The following is a 21,662-nucleotide window of genomic DNA, read 5'->3' as shown; positions in this document are numbered from 1 at the left end:
TGGGGTGCATCACTCCCCGGTACAATGAGATACCGCTCGCAATCGCGTTACGAACAGCCGGTTTGCTCGTCCAGTGATAGCTCCGCGCAGCGGCGCGCACGGCGCGGTGTTGGCATCTTGCGCACCGGCGGCAACTCACCGACAGCGTACCCGCGCGCGGTGTTCGGCACGAGTCTGGCAAAGGCGGTCCGGAGCCTGCGATGAAAGCTCTTCATCACGCAGCCGATCGTCTCAATGGCTGGCTGGTCGCGCGTCGCCGGCAAGCTCCGATCGTATCCAATCGGGCGGATCTGGACGAGCTTGCCACGTTGGCGGAGCGAGATCCGCGCGCGCTGCTCCGCCCGGTCGAGCCGGTAGCTGTCGCATTCGATTCTGCGGACGGAGCGAGGGGCAAGGTCGAGACCTTCGCCTTCCCCTCGCCGGTCCCCTCAGGCGAAAGCGCCAATGACCGCGTCCATGGCGAGCGATGGCTTGCAGCGGATCGGCGGTCGAAGTCGGCCATCGTCATGTTGCATGGTGGCTTTGCGCCGAGCTGGTTGGCCGAGCGCCTCATGGCCCGTCCGTTTCTGGCCAAGGGAATCGACGTGTTCGTCATCGCGCTACCCTGGCATATGGACCGGGCACCAAGCGCGTCCGGCTATAGCGGGCAGTATCTTCTCAGCGGCGATGTCCCGCGCCTCGTTCGCGGCTTCTCCCAAGGGGCACACGATGCAGCGGCACTGGTCCTGTCCTTGCGACAGCAGGGCTATCGCCGGGTGTTCGTCAGCGGGATCAGCCTGGGCGGTAATATTGCAGCGCAGGTTGCCTTGCTTGCCGCGCTCGACAGGGTGTTCTTGCTGATCCCCGCCGTCGATCCATTCCAAACCATTTTCCGGTCGCCCATCGGCGCGGGAATGGCGCTCGCCGCCAGCAATGCGGGTTTCGACGATAGAGAGATCGAACGAGCCATGCGGCTGGTCACTCCGCATTTTGCCGGTCTACCGAAAAGCGATCCCGATGCGTTTCGAGTCGTTCACGGTGCCTACGATCTGTTTTGTTCCGCGGAAGCGATCGAAGAATTCGTCCAGGCGTGGGGCGTGACTCGGGTGCGGAGTTTGAAGGTGGGACACCGCACTTTCGCTATCAAATTTCGCCAGACCGCTAGATTGCTTGCTCATGATGCAGGCGCCTAGCGTCCACCAGGATACACTATTCATGACCAGAACCACCCTGAAGCCGTCCACGATGCATCGGATCCTCGCCAGCCCGTTGGGCCGACCGCTCGCCAGCGGCGTCTTCAACGATCTCAAGCTGGCGATGCTGCCGCGTGAATTCCGCATGGCGCGGGCACGGGCTGCGGCCTTCCAGCATGATGAGCCAGAGGCTTTTCTTGCCGCATTGGGCGCCGACCAGGAAGCAAAACGCAAATTGGTCGAGCCTGCGGCAAGGGCGCTCACCGAGCTTGCTCTTCGGCGCAAGGCGCTGCGTCCCGTCGAAGAGACATGGGAGCGAGCGATGTGGGAAGATCTGCCCATCGACGCATCGGATCTCGTCGCGCTCGAGGAGGAGCGGCGCTCGCTGTCGGAAAGGGCGATCAAGCCCGGCATGCTGTTTCGCTTCCTTTGGAACGAACCCAGCATTGCGCCGACCGGCTTCTCCGTGCCCGCGCCGGTGCTCGCTTTGCAGCGTTCCGCGGATTGGCTCGCCAATCCGGCGGAACTCTATGCCGCTCCTGCCGATCCGATCGATGTCACGCGGTCCAACGCCATCCCGGGACCGGTCGGCGAAGAATACCTGCTTCGCTTTCATTCACCCTCGCCATTCACCAATGGCGATGTCGTGACCGCGCGTGTCTACGAGCCGGCGCCCGGCAACGCAGACATTCCCAGTTTCATATTCGGCAGCGGTTTGGGAATGTCCTACGATCTCATTCGCTATTGGCCGGAAGAAGATTACATGGCCCGGCGGCTGGCCGCGCGGGGCATCCGGACGATCCTGCCGGAATCGCCCTGGCATGGGCGGCGCGAATTGCCCGGATGTTATAGCGGCGAGCCCTATCTGGCCCGCGCGCCGGTTTCGATTTTCGAGCTGTTTTCCGCGCAATGCCAGGAGGCGGCAATCCTCGTGGCATGGGCGCGCGAAAACGGTTCGCGCAAAGTGGGTGTGGGCGGCGTCAGCCTGGGAGGCCTGGTAACGCAGCAGATCGTCGGCCATTGCGGGGGTTGGCCGGAAGCCATGCGCCCGGACATGGCTTTTGTCGGTGCCGGTTCCGGCCATGTCGATCAGGTCGTTGCCTTGGGGCATCTTTCGAAGCTTCTCGGTCTGACCGACGCAGTCCGACAGGCTGGCTGGACCGACCAATTGCTCGCGGAGCTGCGCCCGCTGCTCGACCCGCCCGATACCCCGTCCATCGATCCGGAGGCTATTGTGGCCTGCCTGGGCACGCGCGATAGCTCCACGCCCTTTCGCCTTGCCAGCGATTTGCTCGATCGATGGCGGGTGCCGGATGAAAACCGTATCATTCGGGACGAGGATCACATGGCGCTCTACACCTTCCTCATCCGCAAACCCGACGTCGCGGATCGGATCGCCGCGTGCCTTCTGTCGGATGCTGTGTGACCAGATTTTACGTGTCGCTGGCCTCTTCCGATTGGGCCTGATCTCTCAATGGCGCGTATTCCGGCAGGAAAGTGCGGGTGTAGGCTTCACGGGCGCGGCGTGCCTGCTCGTCCAGCTCGGTCGTTATGTAGCCATGCCGATGGACCGAGAGCGTCCAGATCGCATCGTTGACGACCAACATCTCGGTAAGCCGGTCGACGAGGTTGGGAATTTCGGGGATGGCGAAGAGTTTGGTGAGTTCGAGTGCCGACAATTCGGCGAGCTGCCTGTCGACCTCGAGATCGCGCGCGCGGATGGTTGCGGACAGGCCCGAGCCCAGCAGCAGGCGCCTGGCCGCCTTTCTTTCGTTGAACCTGTCCCTCGCTTCGGAGAAGCGGAAAGCGTGCAATTCCTGCCAGCTCGCAATTCCGGCCGGAGGATCGCTGTCCATGTCGCGCACGAACTCGCGATAATAGCGTTCGGCCAGGGCGACGAAGACGAGGCTCGCATCGGGAAAGAAGTGGTAGATCGACGCTGGCGGCACTCCCGAGGACTCGGCGAGAGTATATACGCTGATATCGTCCGGCTCCTTGTCTTCGAGAAGCGCGGCCGCCGCATCGAGAATGGCGTTGAAACGCTTGCGGCTGCGCTCCTGTCGCGGTTCGCGATAGCCTGATGACGATGCTGCTCCCAAGGCCTTCACTCCGATCGATAATTCGATGGCGATCATAACGCGCACACCCGCGCGCTCAATCAAAAAACCCGATAAAAATACCGATAAATATCTATTTCAAGCTTGACATACGCGCTTTCCTCGCGAAATTGCCCGCTCAAACACGATATGAATCGTTTTGATCGTTTGGGAGGGGATTTATGAAAGTTTCGATCGGCTCGGCCGCCAAATCAGTCCTGCTGGCTGGATGTGCCCTGGGGGGTGCCCCGCAGGTCCATGCCCAGACAAATCCCGATGCCTCGCTCGGGCAGTCGGCCGAGGAAGAGTACGAGAATGAGGCTATCGGAGAGCCGATCATCGTCACGGCCCAGCGCAGAAGCCAGAATGTGCAGGACGTACCCATCGCCATCTCGGCATTCGGTGGAGACACGTTGACCGAAGCGAGCATTCGCGATCCGCGCGACCTCACATTGCTCGTACCCAGCCTTTCGATGCAGGCGGGGACTGCGGCCTCGACCACCTCGCTCTTCATTCGCGGCGTCGGTATCGGAGATTTCAACTCCAACACGACCGGCGCGGTCGGCGTCTATGTAGACGACGTGTTCCTGGGCGCCAACTCCGGAAAGCTCTTCAATGTCTTCGACAGCGAAGGGATCGAAATTCTCAAAGGGCCGCAGGGGACGCTCTATGGCCGCAACACGACCGCCGGTGCGATCCGCTTCTCGTCGCGAAAGCCGACGGACTATTTCACCGCCGATGCCAACATCCTTTACGGCCGGTTCGACGAATTCGTCGCCGAGGCCGGGGTCGGCGGCCCGATCGTAGGTGAGGCGCTGACCTTTCGTGCGGCAGGGACCTATCATCGTCGGGACGGAACAACGCTCAATCGTGTCACGGGAAACCAGGTCAACGATATCGATCGCTGGGCGCTACGCGGAATTATCGATCTCAGGCCAACCGACGATCTGTTGCTCAGGTTGAGTGTACATGGCGGCAAGAGCACTGGCGGTGCGCGGCAGTTCCAGCATCGCGGGCAGGGTGTCGATTTCTTCGGCAATCCAGCAACGCTTCCCGATGGCACGCCCACTGATGGCCTCGGCTATGCCGATACCGACGACGACATCTTTGCAGGCGACTACAATGTCGAGGGTGCGGAGCGCATCTCGACCTTCGGCGCGTCGCTGACCGGCGAACTCCAGCTTGGCTCGGTCCTGCTCACCTCGATCACCGCCTATGAGCAGGTCAACCGGGAAACGCTGGAGGATACCGACGCGAGTCCGGCGGATCTCGTCGTCGCCTATTACGAGGACCGCCCGAGGCAGTTCAGCCAGGAAGTCAGGCTCCAGTCGGATGACGGGGGCGACTTCAACTGGATCATCGGAGGCTATTACTTCCACGACGAGCTGAAGACCGACAACGCCTTCGATCTCCTGCGCAGCCTGCGCGATCCGAACGATCTCCTCGGGACATTCGACCCGGTCAATTCGCTTGGATTGCTGCGCTACCCCTACACGCAGGATACCGACAGCTATGCGCTGTTCGGTCAGGCAGACATTCCCTTGACCGAACGGCTGACCGCGACGGCTGGCCTGCGCTATTCCCATGACACGATTGCGATGGAATATCGGAGCCTCTTCGATGCAATCGGAGGCATTGCCCCGACCAAGGCCTATTCAGACGTCACCGTTCCGATCCTCGACTTTTCAGGCGAAGAGAGTTTCGAGGATCTCAGTTGGCGCCTCGCCCTCAACTATGATCTCGACGAAACTCTCGTCTATGCCTCCTTCTCGAAGGGCTACAATAGCGGGGGTTTCGCGGGCGGTGCTTCGACGGACCTCGTCCAGTTGCAGCCTTTCGGGTCAGAGAAACTCTATGCTTATGAGGTCGGCCTCAAGACGGAAATCCTGAACCGGTTGGTCCAGTTCAACGCCGCCGCATTCTACTACGATTATCGCGACCTTCAGGTGTTCGTGTTCGACCTGACCGGCCCGATCCCGGTGCAGCGCAAGGTCAATGCCGGCAATGCACGGGTGTATGGGTTCGAGGCGGATACGACCATCCGCCCGTCACGCAATTTCGATCTTTTTGCCTCGATCACCTTGCTCGATGGCAAATATGAGGAATTCGACGCATTCGGGGGTGCCGCGTTCTCGGGCAACCGGATGGTCAACGCGCCCGAGTTTTCCGCGGCCGGGGGCGTCAATTTTCGTTTCCCGCTTGGGGCCAGCGGCGATCTGAAGGCCCGGATCGACGGTTCCTACACATCGTCGATATTCCTGTTCCCCGACAACGATCCGGTGTCGCGCGTCGACGATCACGGCCAGGTCAATGCGCGCCTCGCCTGGCAGAACGCCAGCGAGAGTCTCGAACTGGCCATGTGGGGCAAGAACATCTTCGGGGAGAAATATATCACCTCCTATGCTCCCGTGATTACGTCCGACCAGCTCAACTACAATGATCCGAGCACCTATGGCGTCCAACTGATCCTGAAATACTAGGCTGCTTGAGATCGGCGCGGCGTTCGGATCGCGCCGATCGGCTGACTCCTGCTGCCGGGTCGCAAATCCGCAGGTCTAGGGACGAGAGAGATCGTGATCGACCTTCGCATCGATCCTGCCAAGATAGCCCAGCAGCGCTTTCACTCCGAGCCACCGGAACGGCTCGGGAGGCAGGGGAAGCGAGTGGCGGCGGAGAAGTTCGACCCAGCGGTTTCGACGGCCCATGACAAGGTCGGCCGCCATCGATCCGGCGAAGGTCGCCTGCGCGATACCGTGCCCGTTATAGCCCATTGCGTGGACGATCCGGTCCGATTTGTCGGCACCGAAGAAGGGCAGGAAATCCAGCGTCATCGCGATCCATCCTCCCCAGAAATCTTCGATCGCGACATCCCGGAGTTCGGGAAACCGCTTGCGGAACAGGTCCGTCAGGGTTTGAAAAGCCGATGGCTGCGACCCGGGGGCGAGCTTGCTGCCGAAGGCATATTGAACGACCTTCGAGCCCCCGAGGATTCTCCCATCGGGCAGGGGGCGAAAATTTTCGAGCGATTCATGCGCGGTATAGATGCCTTCGCGGCGTGCCCAGCCGACCCTGTCCCATTCCGCCGTCGACAGCGGCCGGGTGCGAAAAAGGGACACCCGCAGCGGGAAGACGCGATAGGCCATCCGGCCGAGGGTCGAGGGCGTATAGGCATTCGTCGCCAACACCAGCTTCTCGCAATCGAGCGATCCGCTGGCGGTTCGGAGATGGACCCGGCTGCCTTTCCGTTCGATCGAGGTTACGGAGGTGTCTTCGAACAATTCGACCCCGGCTTGCAATACGGCTCGCCGTAATCCCTGTACGTACTTGCCCGGGTGAAGATGCCCGCCGCTGGCCTCGATCGCGCCGAATTTGACGAATTGCGGGAGGTCGCGCGCACGCACATCGGCCTCGTCGAGAAAATGAAAAGGGGCGCCGACCATCTCCGCGACCCGGGCCGCGCGCTCCAGCGGTGGGCGATGGCGGGCATGCAGGCCGGCAATTACATTGCCCACTGGGCGATAGTCGCAATCGAGCGATAACCGCACGATCACCTTCTCTGTATGCCTGACCGCCTCTTCCGCGAAGCCAACGAGATCACCGGTGCGTTGCTCCCCGAAATGTCTCAGCAGCGTAGGCAGGTCCTTACCGATGGTCGGGGTCAGATGTCCGGCATTGCGCCCGCTCGCTCCGGACCCGCAGAAATCCTGCTCGACCAGTGCGACCGACAGCCCACTTTCGCGCAGCGCCAAGGCGGTGGAAAGGCCCGTATAGCCGCCGCCGACAATTGCGACATCGGCGCGTGTATGTCCGAGCAGGAGCGGTTGCCGGTCTTCCGGTTCGGAGAGCCAGGGGCTCAGCTCACGGAAAGGGAAGGCGTTCAATCGGCGGCCCCGATCGGGACGCCGAAGCGGGTCAGGACGTTGCGGGTTATCCGGTCGACATAGGGATCGCCCGCGGCCAGGCCATGCGCCCATTCGGTGGTCCCGGCATTGAACACTTCGCCATTTCCGCGGCGGAACGAGGCCATGACCGCATGCCCGTGTTGCAGACGTTCGCGGTTGACCGGATTGTCTTCGCCATGCGCGATCCGCGCGAGTATGGCGATATCGCCGGGCGGCACGATCGGCGGGTAGGGCGCGGCCGGGTCTTCGAACAGCGTGGCCGGTGCGAGCGCGATGATGGAGAGATCGTCGGGGACGCCAAACCCTCCGTCGGGCACGGGCAGACCGCGCCGGTCGACACGAATGGGGCAGCCATCGTTCTCGTAGCCGACCAGAGGGATGTCGCCGCCGATGCAATCGCCATAGTAGAGATCGGTCCCTTCCAGCGCCCAGTGCTTGTCGTCATAGATGGTGTAGGCGGCCGATCCCCGTCCGACGCATAGGCCGAGGCGGTGATAGCCGCCATAGAGGAAGGAAAGCCCCGTCATCTCCGCTTCCGGGCGTCCAAAGGCAGGGTGCGACCACATATGCGTGCCGTCGCGGCCCTCTTCCGGCGTGCCCCATAGGGGATCGTCGCTCTCGCCGCGCCATTTATGGACTGCCATGACCTGGCCGTCCTCCTCCCAGCGGATCTTCCAATATGCTGTGTTTCCGGAGAAGACGATCAGATTCCCTCCCGCCTCGTGCAGACTGTCGATCGCATCGCGTGCGGAGGCCGACCAGTATTCGCTATGGCCGACCAGGAAGACGGCTCGATACGGATCGAGGATTCCGGCACCCGCTTCGAGGTCCTGATCGGTGAAATAGTCGAGTTCGACCCCGTTTTCTTCCGCCCAGCACACGAAAGCGTGTTCCCACTTGCCGACGAAGCAGGCGGAAAAGTCGTAAGGGGATGGTTGGTGCTCGGCCATCCATTCAGGCGTTGCAGGGTGTGCGGCCATGCCTAACTCGCGCGGGGCGGGATTGACCAGCCGCGGCTGGCCGAGGCGAGGCATCAGCAAGCCCTGCGCATAAGGCCGCATGCGCGATAGCCGCCCTTTTGCCTCCTGTTCTGACCCGGCGGCATCGACCTCGCCACGCATCAATTTTTCGACATGCGCGTAGGAGTTTGCGCCGCCCCAGTAATTGTAGGCCTGGTAGGTATTGGTCGCGAGGACGATCGCGGCCCGAGCGCGAGGTTTGCCTGGCCCAGGTTTCAGGTTGAAGAAATGATGGGTGCCTTCACCATCGGCTCCGGCAAGGTACAGATCGTAATAGCCGGTCTTCCAGTCGGCGGGGATCGTGAACCGGAGAACGACGGGCCAACTACACCCGCAAGATTCGACATTTGCCGGTATCTCGCCTTGGTCGATGACGATGTCCTCGACCGTCGATTTGAGTTCGTTTGTGCTGCCAACCCGCGAAATCTTCAAATGGTAAAGACCGGGGGGTGCGCTGGCGTGTATGGCGAGTTCGTCTCCGGGCGCTACGCTGACCCGATCCGGGTAAAACCATGGTAAGCTCATAAATCGATAAATATCGATTTAATCTTCCCTGTCAATGCGGATGGGTACTGCCCATGCTTTCTCGGTCCCGTGAAGAAGCCCGGCCCTCCAGCTCTTAAGAGCATGTATGGGATGGATCGATTGGATGCCCGCGGCGAAGCTGGTGGCGGCACCGTCCACCATGGCTCACAGCGGCGGCCGACGAACCCGGTGACAGGCGCTCGAGTGAATGTTTCTAGTAGCCCCAAGCCGTCCTTGGCCTGGCCCAATTCGCTTGAAACAGCTCAGCTCGAAACCCGCGCAATCGCAATTCGCATTTCTCGGGGTGATGTGGCGCGTTGATTCAAGACGGATCGGGACCGTGCATCCATTGTCGGGTGACAGCAATAGGAGCTCTGAATGATCCTTCGGTACACGATCATGTATGTAGACAATGTCGCAGACAGCCTTGCATTCTACGAGCGCGCTTTCGGGTTGAAGCGCGGGCTACTCCATGAAGGCGGAGATTACGGAGAGCTTGTCACGGGAGAAACCAAGCTCGCTTTTTCGTCGGTACAGTTGATGCGGCAGCTTGGAAAATCGCCAGCTCCGGCAAATCCCGATGCCCCCGTCTTCGAAATTGCGTTTGAGACGGACGATGTCGCCGCCGCCTTGGAAAAGGCGAAGGAAGCCGGCGCAATCGTGAAACAGGATGTTCGGGACGAACCGTGGGGCCAGACGACCGCGTATATTGCCGATCCCGATGGCTATCTGGTCGAAATTTGCTCGCCAGTGGCGCCGTCAGGCAGCTAGTCCGGCGATTGCGCCCGGTCGGCACTCACTCATAGCCGCGGGCCTTCAGCGCTTCGGCGACCGGCCCGCCTCGTCGCAATTGACCGGGCGTTGTGCCAAGCCAATGCTGCAATTCGCGCGTCATATGGGCCTGGTCCGAAAAACCGGCATCGACCGCCATTTCGACGAGACTGTCTTGTCGAGCCTGAATTGAAGCGATCTTGGCCGCGACTCTTCGGACGCGGGCGAGGCGGCGCCACCACGCGGGAGAACGGCCCGTCGCTTCGTTCACCACGCGCTGAAAGGTGCGGATGGACACACCCAGTTCCCGCGCGGCATCCGCAGTGCCGCGAGCGCTCTTGAGGGCGGCCAATGCCTCCGTCGTTCGCGGGCAGGCAATCAGGGCCTGCCGGATCGCCGCCATGTCATCGAGATCGGCGCGATCCATAGCCAGGACGGCACCTGGATCCGCGCCCACCGTGACGCCGGGACGAAGGCGCAATCCGATGAAAGAGTCGCCTTCGCGAACCGCAATCCGGCGCGGAAAATCGTCCAGCCCGCTGACGAAGACGACCGGCGCAAGGCCGATCGATTTGCGAATGATGACATCGCGGCAGCCATCGGGAACGATGGTCTCGTATCCAGCACTCCGGGCTGTGAAAGCCCACTTCTCAAGGATCAATCGCTCGGCCACTCAATCGTTCAAACTGCGCATAAGGAAAGCGGGAGCCACTGTCCGGGTCCTCGCGCGGGAGGGGCCGTCCGTGGTGACGGCCCCGATGCCTATTTGAGCGGCAGGATCTTGCTGATGATGTAATCGGCCGCTTCCTCCGGTGTCATTTCGACGGTGTTCACCCGGATCTCGGGTTTTCGGGGGCTTCGTAAGGGCTATCGATGCCGGTGAAGTTCTTCAGCTTACCTTCGCGGGCCTTTTTATAGAGCCCCTTGACGTCGCGCGCCTCGGCCACCTCCAGCGGCGTATCGACATGGATTTCGATGAACTCGCCGGCATCGATCATGTCGCGCACCAATCGGCGATCGGCGCGGAACGGGCTGATGAAGGCGGTGAGAACGATAAGCCCCGCATCGGTCATCAGCTTGGCCACTTCGCCGATGCGCCGGATATTCTCGATCCGGTCGCTTTCGGTGAAGCCGAGATCTTTATTGAGGCCATGGCGCACATTGTCGCCATCGAGCAGGAAGGTGTGGCGGTTCATGATTGCCAGCTTCTTTTCCACCTCGTTGGCGATGGTCGACTTGCCCGAGCCCGAAAGCCCGGTGAACCACAGCACGCGCGGCGTCTGGTTCTTCATCTGGGCATGATGTTCGCGGGCAATGTCGGTTGGTTGCCAGTGGACGTTCTGGCTGCGGCGCAGGCTGAAATGCAGCATGCCCGCCCCGACGGTGTGGTTGGTGATCTTGTCGATCAGGATAAAGCCGCCCAGCGCCCGGTTTTCGGCATAGGGATCGAACACGATGCGCTTGTCGGTAGTGATTTCGCACACGCCGATCTGGTTGAGATGGAGCGTCTGCGAAGCGAGATGTGACCCCGAGCCCGCCGGATTGTTGACGTCGATCTCGTATTTCGGGTGCGCAACGGTGACGCTGACCGTCTGCGTGCCCAGCTTGAGCCAATAGGCGCGCCCGACCACCAGCGGTTCGTCATCCATCCATACGATGGTGCTTTCGAACTGGTCGGCGACCTCGGGCGGACTGTCGGCGGTTGCCAGCACATCGCCGCGCGAACAGTCGATTTCGTCTTCGAGCGTGATCGTGATCGACTGGCCGGCGACGGCTTCCTCGAGATGACCTTCCGCGCCGGCTTGGTTTGCGGCACCGGCGCTGGGCATGACGACAATCGATTTCACCTTGCTCGTCTTGCCCGACGGGAGCGAGCGCAGCATGTCGCCCGGTTTCACGGTTCCGGTGGCGATCTGGCCCGAGAACCCGCGGAAGTCGAGATTGGGGCGGTTCACCCACTGAACCGGCAGGCGGAATGCCTTGTCGCGATTGGCTGCACTGCGCACCTCGATCTGTTCGAGGTGGTCGATCAGCACCGGGCCTTCGTACCATGGCGTATTGTCCGACCGGGTGGTGATATTGTCCCCCGCAAGGCCGGACATCGGGATGGCGGTGAATGTTTCGATCCCGATGCTTTCCGCGAAATGCTCGTAATCCGCGACGATGGCGTCGAACTTTTCCCGGTCGTAATCGATCAGGTCCATCTTGTTGACCGCGAGCACGAGATTCTTGATCCCGAGCTGGTGACACAGGAAGCTGTGCCGCTTGGTCTGGACCAGCACGCCCTTGCGCGCATCGATCAGAATGATGGCGGCATCGGCGGTCGAGGCGCCGGTGACCATGTTGCGCGTGTATTGTTCATGCCCCGGGCAGTCGGCGACGATGAATTTGCGTTTCTCGGTCGAGAAAAAGCGATAGGCGACATCGATGGTGATGCCCTGTTCGCGCTCGGCGGCGAGGCCGTCCACCAGCAGGGCGAAATCGATTTCCTGCCCCTGCGTGCCGACCTTCTTGCTGTCGTTTTCGAGCGCGGCAAGCTGGTCTTCGAAGATCATCTTCGAATCGTAGAGCAGGCGGCCGATCAGGGTCGATTTGCCATCGTCCACGCTGCCGCAGGTGATGAAGCGCAGCATCGATTTGTTCTGGTGCTGCTCGAGATAGGCCTCGATGTCCTCGGCGATGAGGGCGTCGGTCTGGCAGATAGGGTCGGTCATAATTCTTGTCCCGTCATCCCGGCGGAAACCGGGATCGTTGTCGGTGAAGCCGGTCGGTTGGAAGGCGACCCCGGATCAAGTCCGGGGTTGACGCTTCGGAACGCTGCGCATTCCGTGGCGCGTCAAAAATACCCCTCCTGCTTCTTCTTCTCCATCGACGCGTCGCCCGCGTCCTTGTCGATCACGCGGCCCTGCCGCTCGCTGGTGGTGGTCAGCAGCATTTCCTGCACCACTTCCTGCAAGGTAGACGCCTCGCTTTCGACCGCGCCGGTCAGCGGGAAACAGCCCAGCGTGCGGAAACGGATCGATCGTTCAGTGATCTCGGGGCGATAGCCCATGACCTTCTCCAGCCGGTCGATATCGTCGGCCATGAACAGCCCGCCTTCATGTTCATAGGTCGGGCGCTTGGCGCTGAAATAAAGCGGCACGATCTCGATATTCTCGGCCATGATGTATTGCCAGATGTCGAGTTCGGTCCAGTTGGACAGCGGGAAGACACGGATGCTCTCCCCCTTCTTCTTGCGGGCGTTGTAGAGGTTCCACAGTTCCGGGCGCTGGTTTTTCGGGTCCCAGCCATGGGTCGCGGTGCGGAAGGAGAAAATGCGCTCCTTGGCGCGGCTTTTCTCCTCGTCGCGGCGCGCCCCGCCGAAGGCTGCATCGAAACCGTATTTGTCGAGCGCCTGCTTGAGCCCCTCGGTCTTCCACATATCGGTGTGCAGCGGGCCGTGATCGAACGGGTTGATCCCGCGCTCCTCGGCCTCGGGGTTCCGGTGAACGATCAATTCCATTCCCGCATCCTGCGCCGCCTTTTCGCGCAGCGCATACATGTCCTGGAATTTCCAGGTCGTATCGACATGCATCAGCGGGAAGGGCGGGGGCGAGGGGTAGAATGCCTTCCGTGCAAGGTGCAGCATCACCGCGCTGTCCTTGCCGATCGAATAGAGCATCACCGGCTTGTCCGCCTCGGCGGCGACCTCGCGCATGATATGAATGCTCTCGGCTTCGAGCCGCTGGAGATGGGTCAAAGTGGTGGTGTCGGTCATAAAATCGTCCTTCGAACCCGCGCTCGCTAACATGCAGGCATGCTTGCGAACCTCCCATATGGGAGGTATCCTGCTCAGATTATGCGAATTCCCAATCTTGGAGAGACAGAACTTCTTGTGCCCCTGCATGACGGGGTTTTCGAGCAGCCTATGTGGCACACCTTCCTCGCGCGGCTGCGCGGCGTTTCGGGTGCTTCGGGGGCAATGCTGGTCCTGCAATCGGGGGAAGCGCGCGAGCCCATGGTCCTGTCGCGAGGCGAATGTGCGGATCAGGCAGCAGTGCTGACGAGCGACATGCGCGAGGGCCGGGTCTATGCGCTGGCCGAACTTGCAGAGGATGCGGCCGGCGACCTGCGCGCGTCGCGGCTATCCGATGGCGGCGGATTGGAAGCCTGGCTGGCAATCCTTTCGGACGGCGGGTTGCGGGCGGAACATTCCAGCCTGCTGGCCGCGCTTGCACCGCATCTTCGCGTGGCGCTCAAGGTCTTGTCGTCGCTCGAGCGGGAAAAAGCGCGCGCATCGATGAGCGCGGACGCCTTCGCGCGCATGAATTTCGGCTGGATCGCGATCGATGCCCGGTGCCGGATCGTCGGGCTCGATGGACAGGCGCAGCGATTTCTTCAACGTTCGGGCGTGTTGCGGCGCGGCCCCTACGACCGGCTGATTTCGTCGTCTCCGGCAGCCGATCGTGCGCTGACCCGCTTCGCGCGGGAATGTTCGGCCGATCGCGGGGTTCGGCCGCGCGCCATCAATCTGGCGCGCGATCCCTGGATCGATATTCTCGTCTCGCCGGTCCGGCTCCCGGCGCTGGCGGGCGATGGCGAGGCCGTGGCGATGATCTATCTGCGCGGCGACCGGTCGTCGAGCGCGGACCGTCACGAACAACTGGTCGACCTGTTCGATCTGACGCCCGCCGAGGCGCGGCTGGCATGGTCGCTCTCGCAAGGCGCCTCGATCGCGGAAGCGGCAAGGCTGCACGGCCTGACTCTCGAAACGGCGCGCTATTACTCCAAGCGGATCTACGCCAAGACCGGCGCGCGCGGGCAGGTGGATCTGGTGCGCAATATCCTGACCGGGGTGCTTGCCCTGGCCTAGGGCCGGGCGCCTTTCCTACAGGGCAGGGGCTCCGTTATGCCCGGTTGCGGCTGCACGACTATGCCTGGCTCAGAGTGAGGCGGGAAACGATCGGCACCGGAAGGAAACGCGCAATGTGTCACCCTGGACCGGCGAAAAGCGCAAATAAGTAAGTATTTTCAAATACCTGTCAATGTAGGATTAGGCGGACACCGGTGTAACCATCTGTCACCTACAGGCCGGGTCGGTCCGCGCCGTGAGGTCGGGCCAGAACCGGTCCGCGCCGCGCGCGGTGACCGCGCTGCCGAGCCTGCGGCTCCAATGGGCATCGTTGCCATATTCCGAACGCCACTGCCACAGGCGTCGGGTCAAGTGGTGCAGGGCGTATTCCTGTGTGAACCCGATGGCGCCATGCACCTGATGCGCGACCGTGGTGCCGATTTCGACGGCCCGGTTGGCGCGCAGCTTCGCGGTCGCGATCTCGAACTGTGCGGCTCCGCGATTCAGCGCCTGCGCGGCGCCCATGGCGGCGCAGTTCGCGGCGGCCGCTTCGCAGGCGAAGGTCGCCAGCGATTGCTGGACTGCCTGGAACTTGCCCAGCGGGCGGCCGAACTGCTCGCGTTCGTTGACGTAGCCCACGGCGAGGCCGAGCGCGGCGTCGAGCGCTCCGGCGATTTGCGCCGCGCGGGCGAATGCCATGAGCGACTGGTGCTGCTCTTCTCCGGCGCCCGCAACCTTGCCGACGGCGATTGCGGGAAGGTCGACACCCAAGGCGTGATAGCCCGCCAGCCGGAAGACGATCAACGCGTCGAGCCAGTCGCCGCCGAACCCGCCCTTTGCCTCGGGCACAAGCAACAGCGGCAAGCCCAGTTCCTCGAGTTGCGGCAGGGCGCGCTCGCTCGGCGCATCGGGGCCGAGTTCGGCAAACAGCGGATCGGCCATTTCGGCCAGCATGCGGCGGGTGTCGCTCATCGAAGCCCCAGCCCCCTGGCAATGATCCCCTTGATGATTTCCCGCGTGCCCCCGCGCAGCGAGAAGCTCGGGCTGACCTGAAGGAGATAGAAACACACCGCGCGGAGCACTTCGGCCTCGGCATCGCCGAAATCGACCGCCGCCTGCACCAGTTGCGGGATCGCCTGTTCGTAGGAATTGCCCAGATCCTTGACCATGGTTGCCTCCAGCGCCGGGTCCTCGCCGCGCGCCAGCTTGGCCGCGACTGAGGCGCTCATCAGGCGCAGGGTCCAAGCCTCCGCCGCCAACCGCCCAACCAACTGCGCGAGCACCGGATCGTCCTTGCCCTGCGCATGGCGCACCAGCTCGAGGAACAGCACCATGGACGACAGATACCGCTCTGGCCCCGAGCGTTCGAGCGAGAGTTCGGCGGTCGCTTGCTTCCACCCTTCGCCTTCGGTGCCGAGCAGGGCGGAAGCGGGTAGGCGCACATCCTCGAAGAAGACTTCGTTGAATTCATGCGCGCCGGTGAGATCGATGATCGGCTTCACGCTGACGCCGGGCGCATCCATCGGGATCACGAATTGCGACAGGCCCGCCTGCCGCTCGCTCCCCGCCTCGCTGCGCACCAACGCGATCATGAAATGGCTCACATGCGCGCCGGTGGTCCAGACCTTCTGGCCCTCGATGATCCACTCGTCCCCGTCGCGCCGCGCCGTGGTCCGTACCGAGGCAAGATCGGAGCCAGAGCCCGGCTCGCTAAGGCCGATACAGGCGTAGGCTTCGCCCCGCGCGATGGCGGGGACCCAGCGGCGCTTCAGCTCCTCATTGCCCAGTCGCAGCAGCAGAGGCCCGCTCTGCCGGTCGGCGATCCAGTGCGCGCCCACCGGTGCGCCCGCCGCCAGCAATTCCTCGATCACCACATAGCGTTCGAGCTGGCTGCGCTCGTGCCCGCCATATTCGGTCGGCCAGGTCATGCCGAGCAGCCCCGCCTCGCCGAGCTTGCGGCTGAATTGGGGGGCGGCTTTGGTCCAGCTATTGGCGCGGCGGACGGGATCCCTTTCCCCATGCTCGGCAACCAGCGCGCGCACCTGCTCGCGCAGGGCTGGTGCCGTATCGGGCCAGTCGACCGGTTCGGTGACGAAAGTCTGCACGCGCTCTCCTCTCTCGCGCACTGCTCTCGCCAATCTCACGCCGCAGCGCAAGACCCGTTGCATCGAGCAACGAATCCCGACACTGTGGTTTCAGAGAGACGAATCCCGAGATTCCGCGAGGAGAGAGACGATGGCTGACTACAGAAACCTGATCGATGGCGAGATGGTCGACAATGGCGAGTGGCTGGAGGTTTTGAATCCCGCCAACGAACAGGTGGTCGGTCGTGTGCCCGCTTGCGGCAAGGACGAGCTCGACCGCGCGGTCGCCGCCGCCCGCCGCGCCTTCAAGGACTGGAAGAAGACCTCGCCCGAAGAACGCCAGAAGGTCGTCCAGGGCATCGCCGCCGCGATCAAGGAAAATGCCGACGAGCTGTTCCGCCTGCTGACTTCCGAGCAGGGCAAGCCGCATGCCCAGGCGCAGCAGGAAATCTACGGCGCTGCCGGGCTCGCCGCCGCGCAGTCGACACTGACGCTCGACGATGTGGTCAATCAGGATGACGACACGCGCCTCTCGCGCACCCGCCGCGTGCCGGTGGGCGTGGTCGGCGGTATCGTGCCGTGGAACTTCCCGGTGATGATGGCGATCCAGAAGATCGTCCCGGCGCTGGTCGCGGGCTGCACCATCGTGCTCAAGCCGTCGCCCTTCACCCCGCTTACCACGCTGCGTATTGCCGAGCTGATCAAGGACGTGGTGCCCGCGGGCACGGTGAATATCATCACCGGGGAAGACAGTCTCGGCCCGATGATTACCGAGCATCCCGATATCGACAAGATCACCTTCACCGGCTCGACCGCGACGGGCAAGAAGATCATGGAAGGCGCGAGCGGGGACCTGAAACGCATCACGTTGGAACTGGGCGGCAATGATGCCTCGATCGTGCTGCCCGATGCCGATGTCGAGAAAGTGGCCGAACAGCTCTTCTGGTCGAGCTTTTCCAATGCCGGCCAGGTCTGCATCGCGGCCAAGCGGGTCTATATCCACAAGGACATCTACGACGATCTGAGCAAGGCGATCGCCGAATACGCCAAGACCGTGGTCGTGGGCGACGGATCGCAGCAGGGCACGGGCGTCGGCCCGATCCAGAACAAGAAGCAGTACGAGCGCGTTCTGGAGCTGATCCAGGACGCCAAGGACAATGGCTACAAATTCCTGACCGGCGGGGACAAGGACCCCTCGGGCACGGGCTATTACGTGCCGATCACGATCCTCGACAATCCGCCTGAAGATGCGCGCATCGTGGCCGAGGAGCAGTTCGGGCCTGTCATGCCGCTGCTGAAATTCGACAGCATCGACGAAGTGATCGAACGCGCGAACAATTCGGAATACGGCCTCGCCGGGGCGGTGTGGACCAAGGATACCGACAAGGGCGTCGAGATTGCCGAACAGCTCGAAACCGGCACGGTTTGGATCAACGAATTCATGCACCTTTCGCCGTTCTCGCCCTTCGGCGGGCACAAGCAATCGGGCTTCGGCGCGGAATACGGCTTGGACGGGTTGAAGGAATTCACCTATCCGCAGGTCATCACGGTCAAGCGCGACGCGGCCGTCTGATCACGCGTCCTGATCCGGGCGGGGCGGGCCGAAGCCCCCTCCGCCCGGGGTCAGGATCACGAAAGCATCGCCGGGCTGCATTTCGGCCGAACCCGTCGCGCCGAGTTCCTCTTGCGTGCCGTCGGCGCGCTCGACCCAGTTTCGGCCCGGGGCGGCGTCCTTCCCACCGCAGATACCGCGCGGAGCAACCTTGCGCCGGTTGGCGAGCATATTGGCCCGCATCGGTTCGCGGAAGGTAATCCGCCGCTCGACCCCGTCGCCTCCGCGATACGCGCCGTCGCCGCCCGATCCGTGCCTGATGGAGAAGGCGTCGAGCCGCACGGGTAGCCGCGTCTCGAGGATTTCCGGATCGGTCAGCCGCGAATTGGTCATGTGCGTCTGCACCGCGCTGGTGCCGTGATGATCGATCCCCGCGCCCGAGCCGCCGCAGATCGTTTCGTAATACTGATGCGCCTCATTGCCGAAGGTGAAATTGTTCATCGTGCCTTGGCTCGGCGCGAGGCGGCCGGTCGCGGCGAACAGCGCATCGGTGACGACCTGGCTCGTCTCCACATTGCCCGCCACCACTGCCGCGCCGGGCTTCGGGTTGAGCATGGAGCCTTCGGGCACGATCAGTTCGACCGGGCGCAGGCAGCCGTCGTTCATCGGAATCGCATCGTCGATCAGCGTGCGCAGGGCATACAGCGCCGCCGCGCGCGTTATGGATTTCGGCGCGTTGAAATTATCGGATAGCTGATCGCTCGTTCCGGTAAAGTCGAACACGGCGGAGCGGTCGTCCCGGTCGATGCGGATCGCAACCTGCACCCTTGCGCCATTGTCCATCGGATAGACGAATTCCCCGTCGTCCAGCCTGCCAAGCAGGTGGCGCACGCTTTCCTCGGCATTGGCGAGTACGTGATCCATATAGGCCGTGACGACCTCGCTGCCCTGATCGCGCGCGGCCGATTGCAGCAGTTCCATCCCGCGCGTGCAGGCGGCTAGCTGGGCGCGCAGATCGGAGATGTTGCGATCGGGCTTGCGGGCTGGGTGGATCGCGGAAGCGAGCAGTTCGCGCATCTCCTCTTCGCGAAAATGCCCCTCTTCGATGAGAAGCGCGTTGTCGATCAACACGCCTTCCTCCTCGATGCTCCGACTTTCCGGCGGCATCGATCCGGGGGCGATGCCGCCAATGTCAGAGTGATGTCCGCGCGCCGCGACGAAGGCGTCCGGCTCCGCGCCATCCTCGCCGAAATAGACCGGCACGATCACGGTAATGTCGGGCAGGTGCGTGCCGCCGCGATAGGGATCGTTGAGGACGTAGGCGTCGCCGCGCCGGAAGCCGCGGCCATCGCGCCCCGCACCGCGAGCCTCGATCACCCGCGCGATGCTGTCGCCCATGCTGCCGAGATGGACGGGTATATGCGGAGCATTGGCGATCAGCGCGCCCGATGCGTCGAACAGCGCGCAGGAAAAATCGAGCCGCTCCTTGATGTTGACCGAGGTTGCGGTCGACTGGAGGACGACGCCCATTTCCTCTGCGATCGCCATGAAGAGGTTGTTGAAGATTTCGAGGCGGACCGGATCGACTTGCGTGCCCGCCGCACGTTCGCGGTGGATCGCTTCGGTACGGGTCAGCACGAGGCTGCCTTCCTCGGCCAGACACGCCCTCCAGCCCGGTTCGACCACGGTGGTCGATGCGGCATCGACGATCAGGGCCGGACCATCGACCGGCACGCCTCGAGCCAAGGCAACGCGTTCCACCGTAGGCCAGGTGCCAGAGGCCGTGCCCGCGACGGCCATCGGCTCGGCCCGGGCCGCGCCGAGACCGCCCGACGATCCCCTGGCTTCGACGCTGAGCGCCTCCACGATGATTTTCGCTTCGTCATCGGAATAACCGAAGCGCTGGCGGTGGAGGGCACGAAAGGCGCGATCCATCGCGTCCCGGTCCCCGTACTCGATCGTGAGGAAGCTGTCGCTGCCCTCGAATCGCAATCGGGCGCGACATTCGATCTCGATGGCTTCGTCCGCGATATGCTGGTCGAGCAGGGCATTGCGTGCCTCGCGCTTGAGGGTGTCCAATTCGACGGACAATCCCTCGTCCAGCCCGCGCACGATGCTGACTTCGCGGATGACCTTCACGGGTGCGAGGCCGATGCCATAGGCGGACAATATCCCCGCCAGCGGATGGACCAGCACTGTCTCCATACCCAGCGCATCGGCGACGCGGCAGGCATGCTGGCCGCCCGCACCGCCGAAGCAGGCGAGCGCATAGGTCGTCACATCGTGCCCGCGCGCCACGCTGATCTTGCGGATGGCGTTGGCCATATTGTCGATAGCGATGGCGAGGAAACCTTCGGCGATTTCCTCCAGCGATCGGGAATCGGACAGCGTGGCTGCAATTTTCTCCAGCCGCGCCCGCGAAGCCTCCCGGTCGAGCGGTTGGTCGCCGCCGGGGCCGAAAACGCTCGGGAAGAAAGCGGGATCGAGGCGGCCGAGGAACAGATTACAGTCGGTAACCGTTAACGGGCCTCCCTTGCGATAGCAGGCAGGGCCGGGATCGGCGCCCGCGCTTTCGGGACCGACGCGGAAACGACCGCCATCGAACTGACAGATGGAGCCGCCGCCCGCCGCCACCGTGTGGATCTGCATCATCGGCGCCGCGACGCGCACGCCTGCCACCACGCTGTCGCCGGTCAGCTCGTGTTCGCCGGCGTAATGGGCCACGTCGGTGCTGGTCCCGCCCATGTCGAAACCGATGAGCTTCGCATGACCAAGCGGCTCGCTCGCCGCGACCATGCCGACAACGCCGCCTGCGGGGCCGGACAGGATCGCATCCTTGCCGCGAAAGGCGCCGACTTCGGCCAACCCTCCATTGGATTGCATGAAGCGCAGGCTTCGCGTCTCGGGAAGGCCCGCACGCAGACCGTCGGTGTAGCGCCGAAGGACAGGAGAGAGATAGGCGTCGACCACAGTGGTATCGCCGCGTGGGACAAGGCGGATGAGGGAGGAGACTTCGTGGCTGACGCTGACCTGCGCAAAGCCAAGCTCGCGGGCGATGGCCGCGAGACGCTCTTCATGCGCGCGATACTTCCAGCCATGCATGAGGACGATGGCAAGCGCGTCGATACCATCCTTGCGCAATGCTTCGAATTGCGCGCGCGCCGCGTCTTCGTCGAGAGGCGTCAGGACCTCGCCATCGGCAGCCATCCGCTCATCGATTTCGACCACGCACGAAGGTAGCTGTTCCGGCAGAACGATATGCCTGGCGAAAATCTCGGGCCGTGCCTGATTGCCGATCCGCAGCGCATCGCCGAAGCCGCGTGTAGTCGCCAGAGCGAGTCTCTCTCCCTTGCGTTCGAGCAGGGCATTGGTCGCGACCGTGGTCCCTATCCGCATTTCGACAACAGGGCCTGCGCCATGATGCGCCATCAGCCGCCGCACCGCCTCGCTTGCCGCGTCGTCGTAATGATCCGGGTTTTCCGACAACAGCTTGTCGGTCACCAGATGCCCGGCGGGGGTAACGGCCACGACGTCGGTGAAGGTGCCGCCGCGATCGACTGCGAAGCGCCATGCGCCGGTTCCTTTGCTCATGCCCATCGCTTGCGCTTCGCATGCGCCGCGCCAAATTTCAAACGGCTCTCTCGAAAGCCGCCGCCGCCGCGATCTTTCCCTGCCATAAGCTGGCGTTAACCATTTTTCTTTAGTTCCCC

14 protein-coding genes and 1 pseudogene are annotated in these 21,662 nt (G+C 63.0%); 6 read left to right on the top strand and 9 right to left on the bottom strand.

Annotated elements, in window-relative coordinates:
- The first annotated feature begins 200 nt into the window (after positions 1 to 200).
- Together DVR09_RS14065 and DVR09_RS14060 are read left to right on the top strand one after the other, a co-directional pair.
- Positions 201 to 1,172, top strand: coding sequence for an alpha/beta hydrolase (locus DVR09_RS14065; RefSeq protein ID WP_115417597.1), 972 nt, complete (start codon positions 201 to 203; stop codon positions 1,170 to 1,172).
- Between the two features lie 22 nt (positions 1,173 to 1,194).
- A complete protein-coding gene (locus tag DVR09_RS14060) occupies positions 1,195 to 2,598 on the top strand; it encodes an alpha/beta hydrolase family protein (protein ID WP_162814982.1) in 1,404 nt (467 codons plus the stop codon).
- A 7-nt stretch (positions 2,599 to 2,605) separates the two neighbouring features.
- Here the strand turns inward: DVR09_RS14060 and DVR09_RS14055 are convergent, their stop codons facing one another.
- Positions 2,606 to 3,307 carry a TetR/AcrR family transcriptional regulator gene (locus DVR09_RS14055; RefSeq protein WP_162814981.1) on the bottom strand — a complete coding sequence of 234 codons (702 nt, stop codon included), beginning with the start codon at positions 3,305 to 3,307 and terminating at the stop codon, positions 2,606 to 2,608.
- 143 nt (positions 3,308 to 3,450) lie between these two features.
- Between DVR09_RS14055 and DVR09_RS14050 the strand changes: the two genes are divergently transcribed.
- Positions 3,451 to 5,748, top strand: a complete 2,298-nt coding sequence (locus tag DVR09_RS14050; RefSeq protein WP_115417591.1) for a TonB-dependent receptor — start codon at positions 3,451 to 3,453, stop codon at positions 5,746 to 5,748.
- Positions 5,749 to 5,823: 75 nt separating this feature from the next.
- Here the strand turns inward: DVR09_RS14050 and DVR09_RS14045 are convergent, their stop codons facing one another.
- Positions 5,824 to 7,149, bottom strand: coding sequence for an NAD(P)/FAD-dependent oxidoreductase (locus DVR09_RS14045; RefSeq protein ID WP_162814980.1), 1,326 nt, complete (start codon positions 7,147 to 7,149; stop codon positions 5,824 to 5,826).
- Positions 7,146 to 8,621, bottom strand: coding sequence for a N,N-dimethylformamidase beta subunit family domain-containing protein (locus DVR09_RS14040; RefSeq protein WP_199798575.1), 1,476 nt, complete (start codon positions 8,619 to 8,621; stop codon positions 7,146 to 7,148). The genes DVR09_RS14045 and DVR09_RS14040 overlap by 4 nt, the downstream gene beginning before the upstream one ends.
- 471 nt (positions 8,622 to 9,092) lie before the next feature.
- Here DVR09_RS14040 and DVR09_RS14035 point away from each other — a divergent pair, with 471 nt between their 5' ends.
- Entirely contained in the window at positions 9,093 to 9,485 is a 393-nt protein-coding gene (locus DVR09_RS14035) for a VOC family protein (RefSeq protein ID WP_115417586.1), read from the top strand.
- 25 nt (positions 9,486 to 9,510) lie between these two features.
- Here the strand turns inward: DVR09_RS14035 and DVR09_RS14030 are convergent, their stop codons facing one another.
- The 3 genes and pseudogenes from DVR09_RS14030 to cysD form a co-directional block, all read right to left on the bottom strand.
- The gene (locus tag DVR09_RS14030) at positions 9,511 to 10,158 is read right to left on the bottom strand and encodes a helix-turn-helix domain-containing protein (RefSeq protein ID WP_115417585.1); all 648 of its coding nucleotides are present in this window, start codon (positions 10,156 to 10,158) and stop codon (positions 9,511 to 9,513) included.
- A gap of 89 nt (positions 10,159 to 10,247) precedes the next feature.
- A pseudogene (cysN, locus tag DVR09_RS14025) lies at positions 10,248 to 12,199 on the bottom strand (sulfate adenylyltransferase subunit CysN).
- Between the two features lie 122 nt (positions 12,200 to 12,321).
- Positions 12,322 to 13,242: a sulfate adenylyltransferase subunit CysD gene (gene cysD / locus DVR09_RS14020; protein WP_115417989.1), complete on the bottom strand. Its 921-nt coding sequence runs from the start codon at positions 13,240 to 13,242 to the stop codon at positions 12,322 to 12,324.
- 117 nt (positions 13,243 to 13,359) lie between these two features.
- On the opposite strand from cysD, the gene DVR09_RS14015 reads away from it, so the two are divergent.
- Positions 13,360 to 14,337: a helix-turn-helix transcriptional regulator gene (locus DVR09_RS14015; RefSeq protein WP_234041475.1), complete on the top strand. Its 978-nt coding sequence runs from the start codon at positions 13,360 to 13,362 to the stop codon at positions 14,335 to 14,337.
- Between the two features lie 207 nt (positions 14,338 to 14,544).
- Here the strand turns inward: DVR09_RS14015 and DVR09_RS14010 are convergent, their stop codons facing one another.
- Positions 14,545 to 15,288 carry an acyl-CoA dehydrogenase family protein gene (locus tag DVR09_RS14010; RefSeq protein ID WP_115417581.1) on the bottom strand — a complete coding sequence of 248 codons (744 nt, stop codon included), beginning with the start codon at positions 15,286 to 15,288 and terminating at the stop codon, positions 14,545 to 14,547.
- The gene (locus tag DVR09_RS14005) at positions 15,285 to 16,421 is read right to left on the bottom strand and encodes an acyl-CoA dehydrogenase family protein (protein ID WP_234041474.1); all 1,137 of its coding nucleotides are present in this window, start codon (positions 16,419 to 16,421) and stop codon (positions 15,285 to 15,287) included. Before DVR09_RS14005 ends, DVR09_RS14010 begins: the two co-directional genes overlap by 4 nt.
- A gap of 130 nt (positions 16,422 to 16,551) precedes the next feature.
- On the opposite strand from DVR09_RS14005, the gene DVR09_RS14000 reads away from it, so the two are divergent.
- Positions 16,552 to 17,973, top strand: coding sequence for an aldehyde dehydrogenase family protein (locus DVR09_RS14000; protein WP_115417577.1), 1,422 nt, complete (start codon positions 16,552 to 16,554; stop codon positions 17,971 to 17,973).
- Here the strand turns inward: DVR09_RS14000 and DVR09_RS13995 are convergent, their stop codons facing one another.
- Positions 17,974 to 21,543, bottom strand: a complete 3,570-nt coding sequence (locus tag DVR09_RS13995) for a hydantoinase B/oxoprolinase family protein (RefSeq protein ID WP_115417988.1) — start codon at positions 21,541 to 21,543, stop codon at positions 17,974 to 17,976.
- Positions 21,544 to 21,662 lie beyond the last annotated feature (119 nt).

It is taken from the genome of Erythrobacter aureus, from assembly GCF_003355455.1.
Taxonomy (GTDB): domain Bacteria; phylum Pseudomonadota; class Alphaproteobacteria; order Sphingomonadales; family Sphingomonadaceae; genus Qipengyuania; species Qipengyuania aurea.
This window is presented reverse-complemented; position numbering and strand designations above follow the sequence as displayed.

Excerpts from the sequence above, each read along its gene's own strand:
- DVR09_RS14065 (WP_115417597.1), top strand. The coding sequence starts at position 201 with ATGAAAGCTCTTCATCACGCAGCCGATCGTCTCAATGGCTGGCTGGTC.
- DVR09_RS14060 (WP_162814982.1), top strand. The coding sequence starts at position 1,195 with ATGACCAGAACCACCCTGAAGCCGTCCACGATGCATCGGATCCTCGCC.
- DVR09_RS14055 (WP_162814981.1), bottom strand. The coding sequence starts at position 3,307 with ATGATCGCCATCGAATTATCGATCGGAGTGAAGGCCTTGGGAGCAGCA.
- DVR09_RS14050 (WP_115417591.1), top strand. The coding sequence starts at position 3,451 with ATGAAAGTTTCGATCGGCTCGGCCGCCAAATCAGTCCTGCTGGCTGGA.
- DVR09_RS14035 (WP_115417586.1), top strand. The coding sequence starts at position 9,093 with ATGATCCTTCGGTACACGATCATGTATGTAGACAATGTCGCAGACAGC.
- cysD (WP_115417989.1), bottom strand. The coding sequence starts at position 13,242 with ATGACCGACACCACCACTTTGACCCATCTCCAGCGGCTCGAAGCCGAG.
- DVR09_RS14010 (WP_115417581.1), bottom strand. The coding sequence starts at position 15,288 with ATGAGCGACACCCGCCGCATGCTGGCCGAAATGGCCGATCCGCTGTTT.
- DVR09_RS14000 (WP_115417577.1), top strand. The coding sequence starts at position 16,552 with ATGGCTGACTACAGAAACCTGATCGATGGCGAGATGGTCGACAATGGC.
- DVR09_RS13995 (WP_115417988.1), bottom strand. The coding sequence starts at position 21,543 with ATGAGCAAAGGAACCGGCGCATGGCGCTTCGCAGTCGATCGCGGCGGC.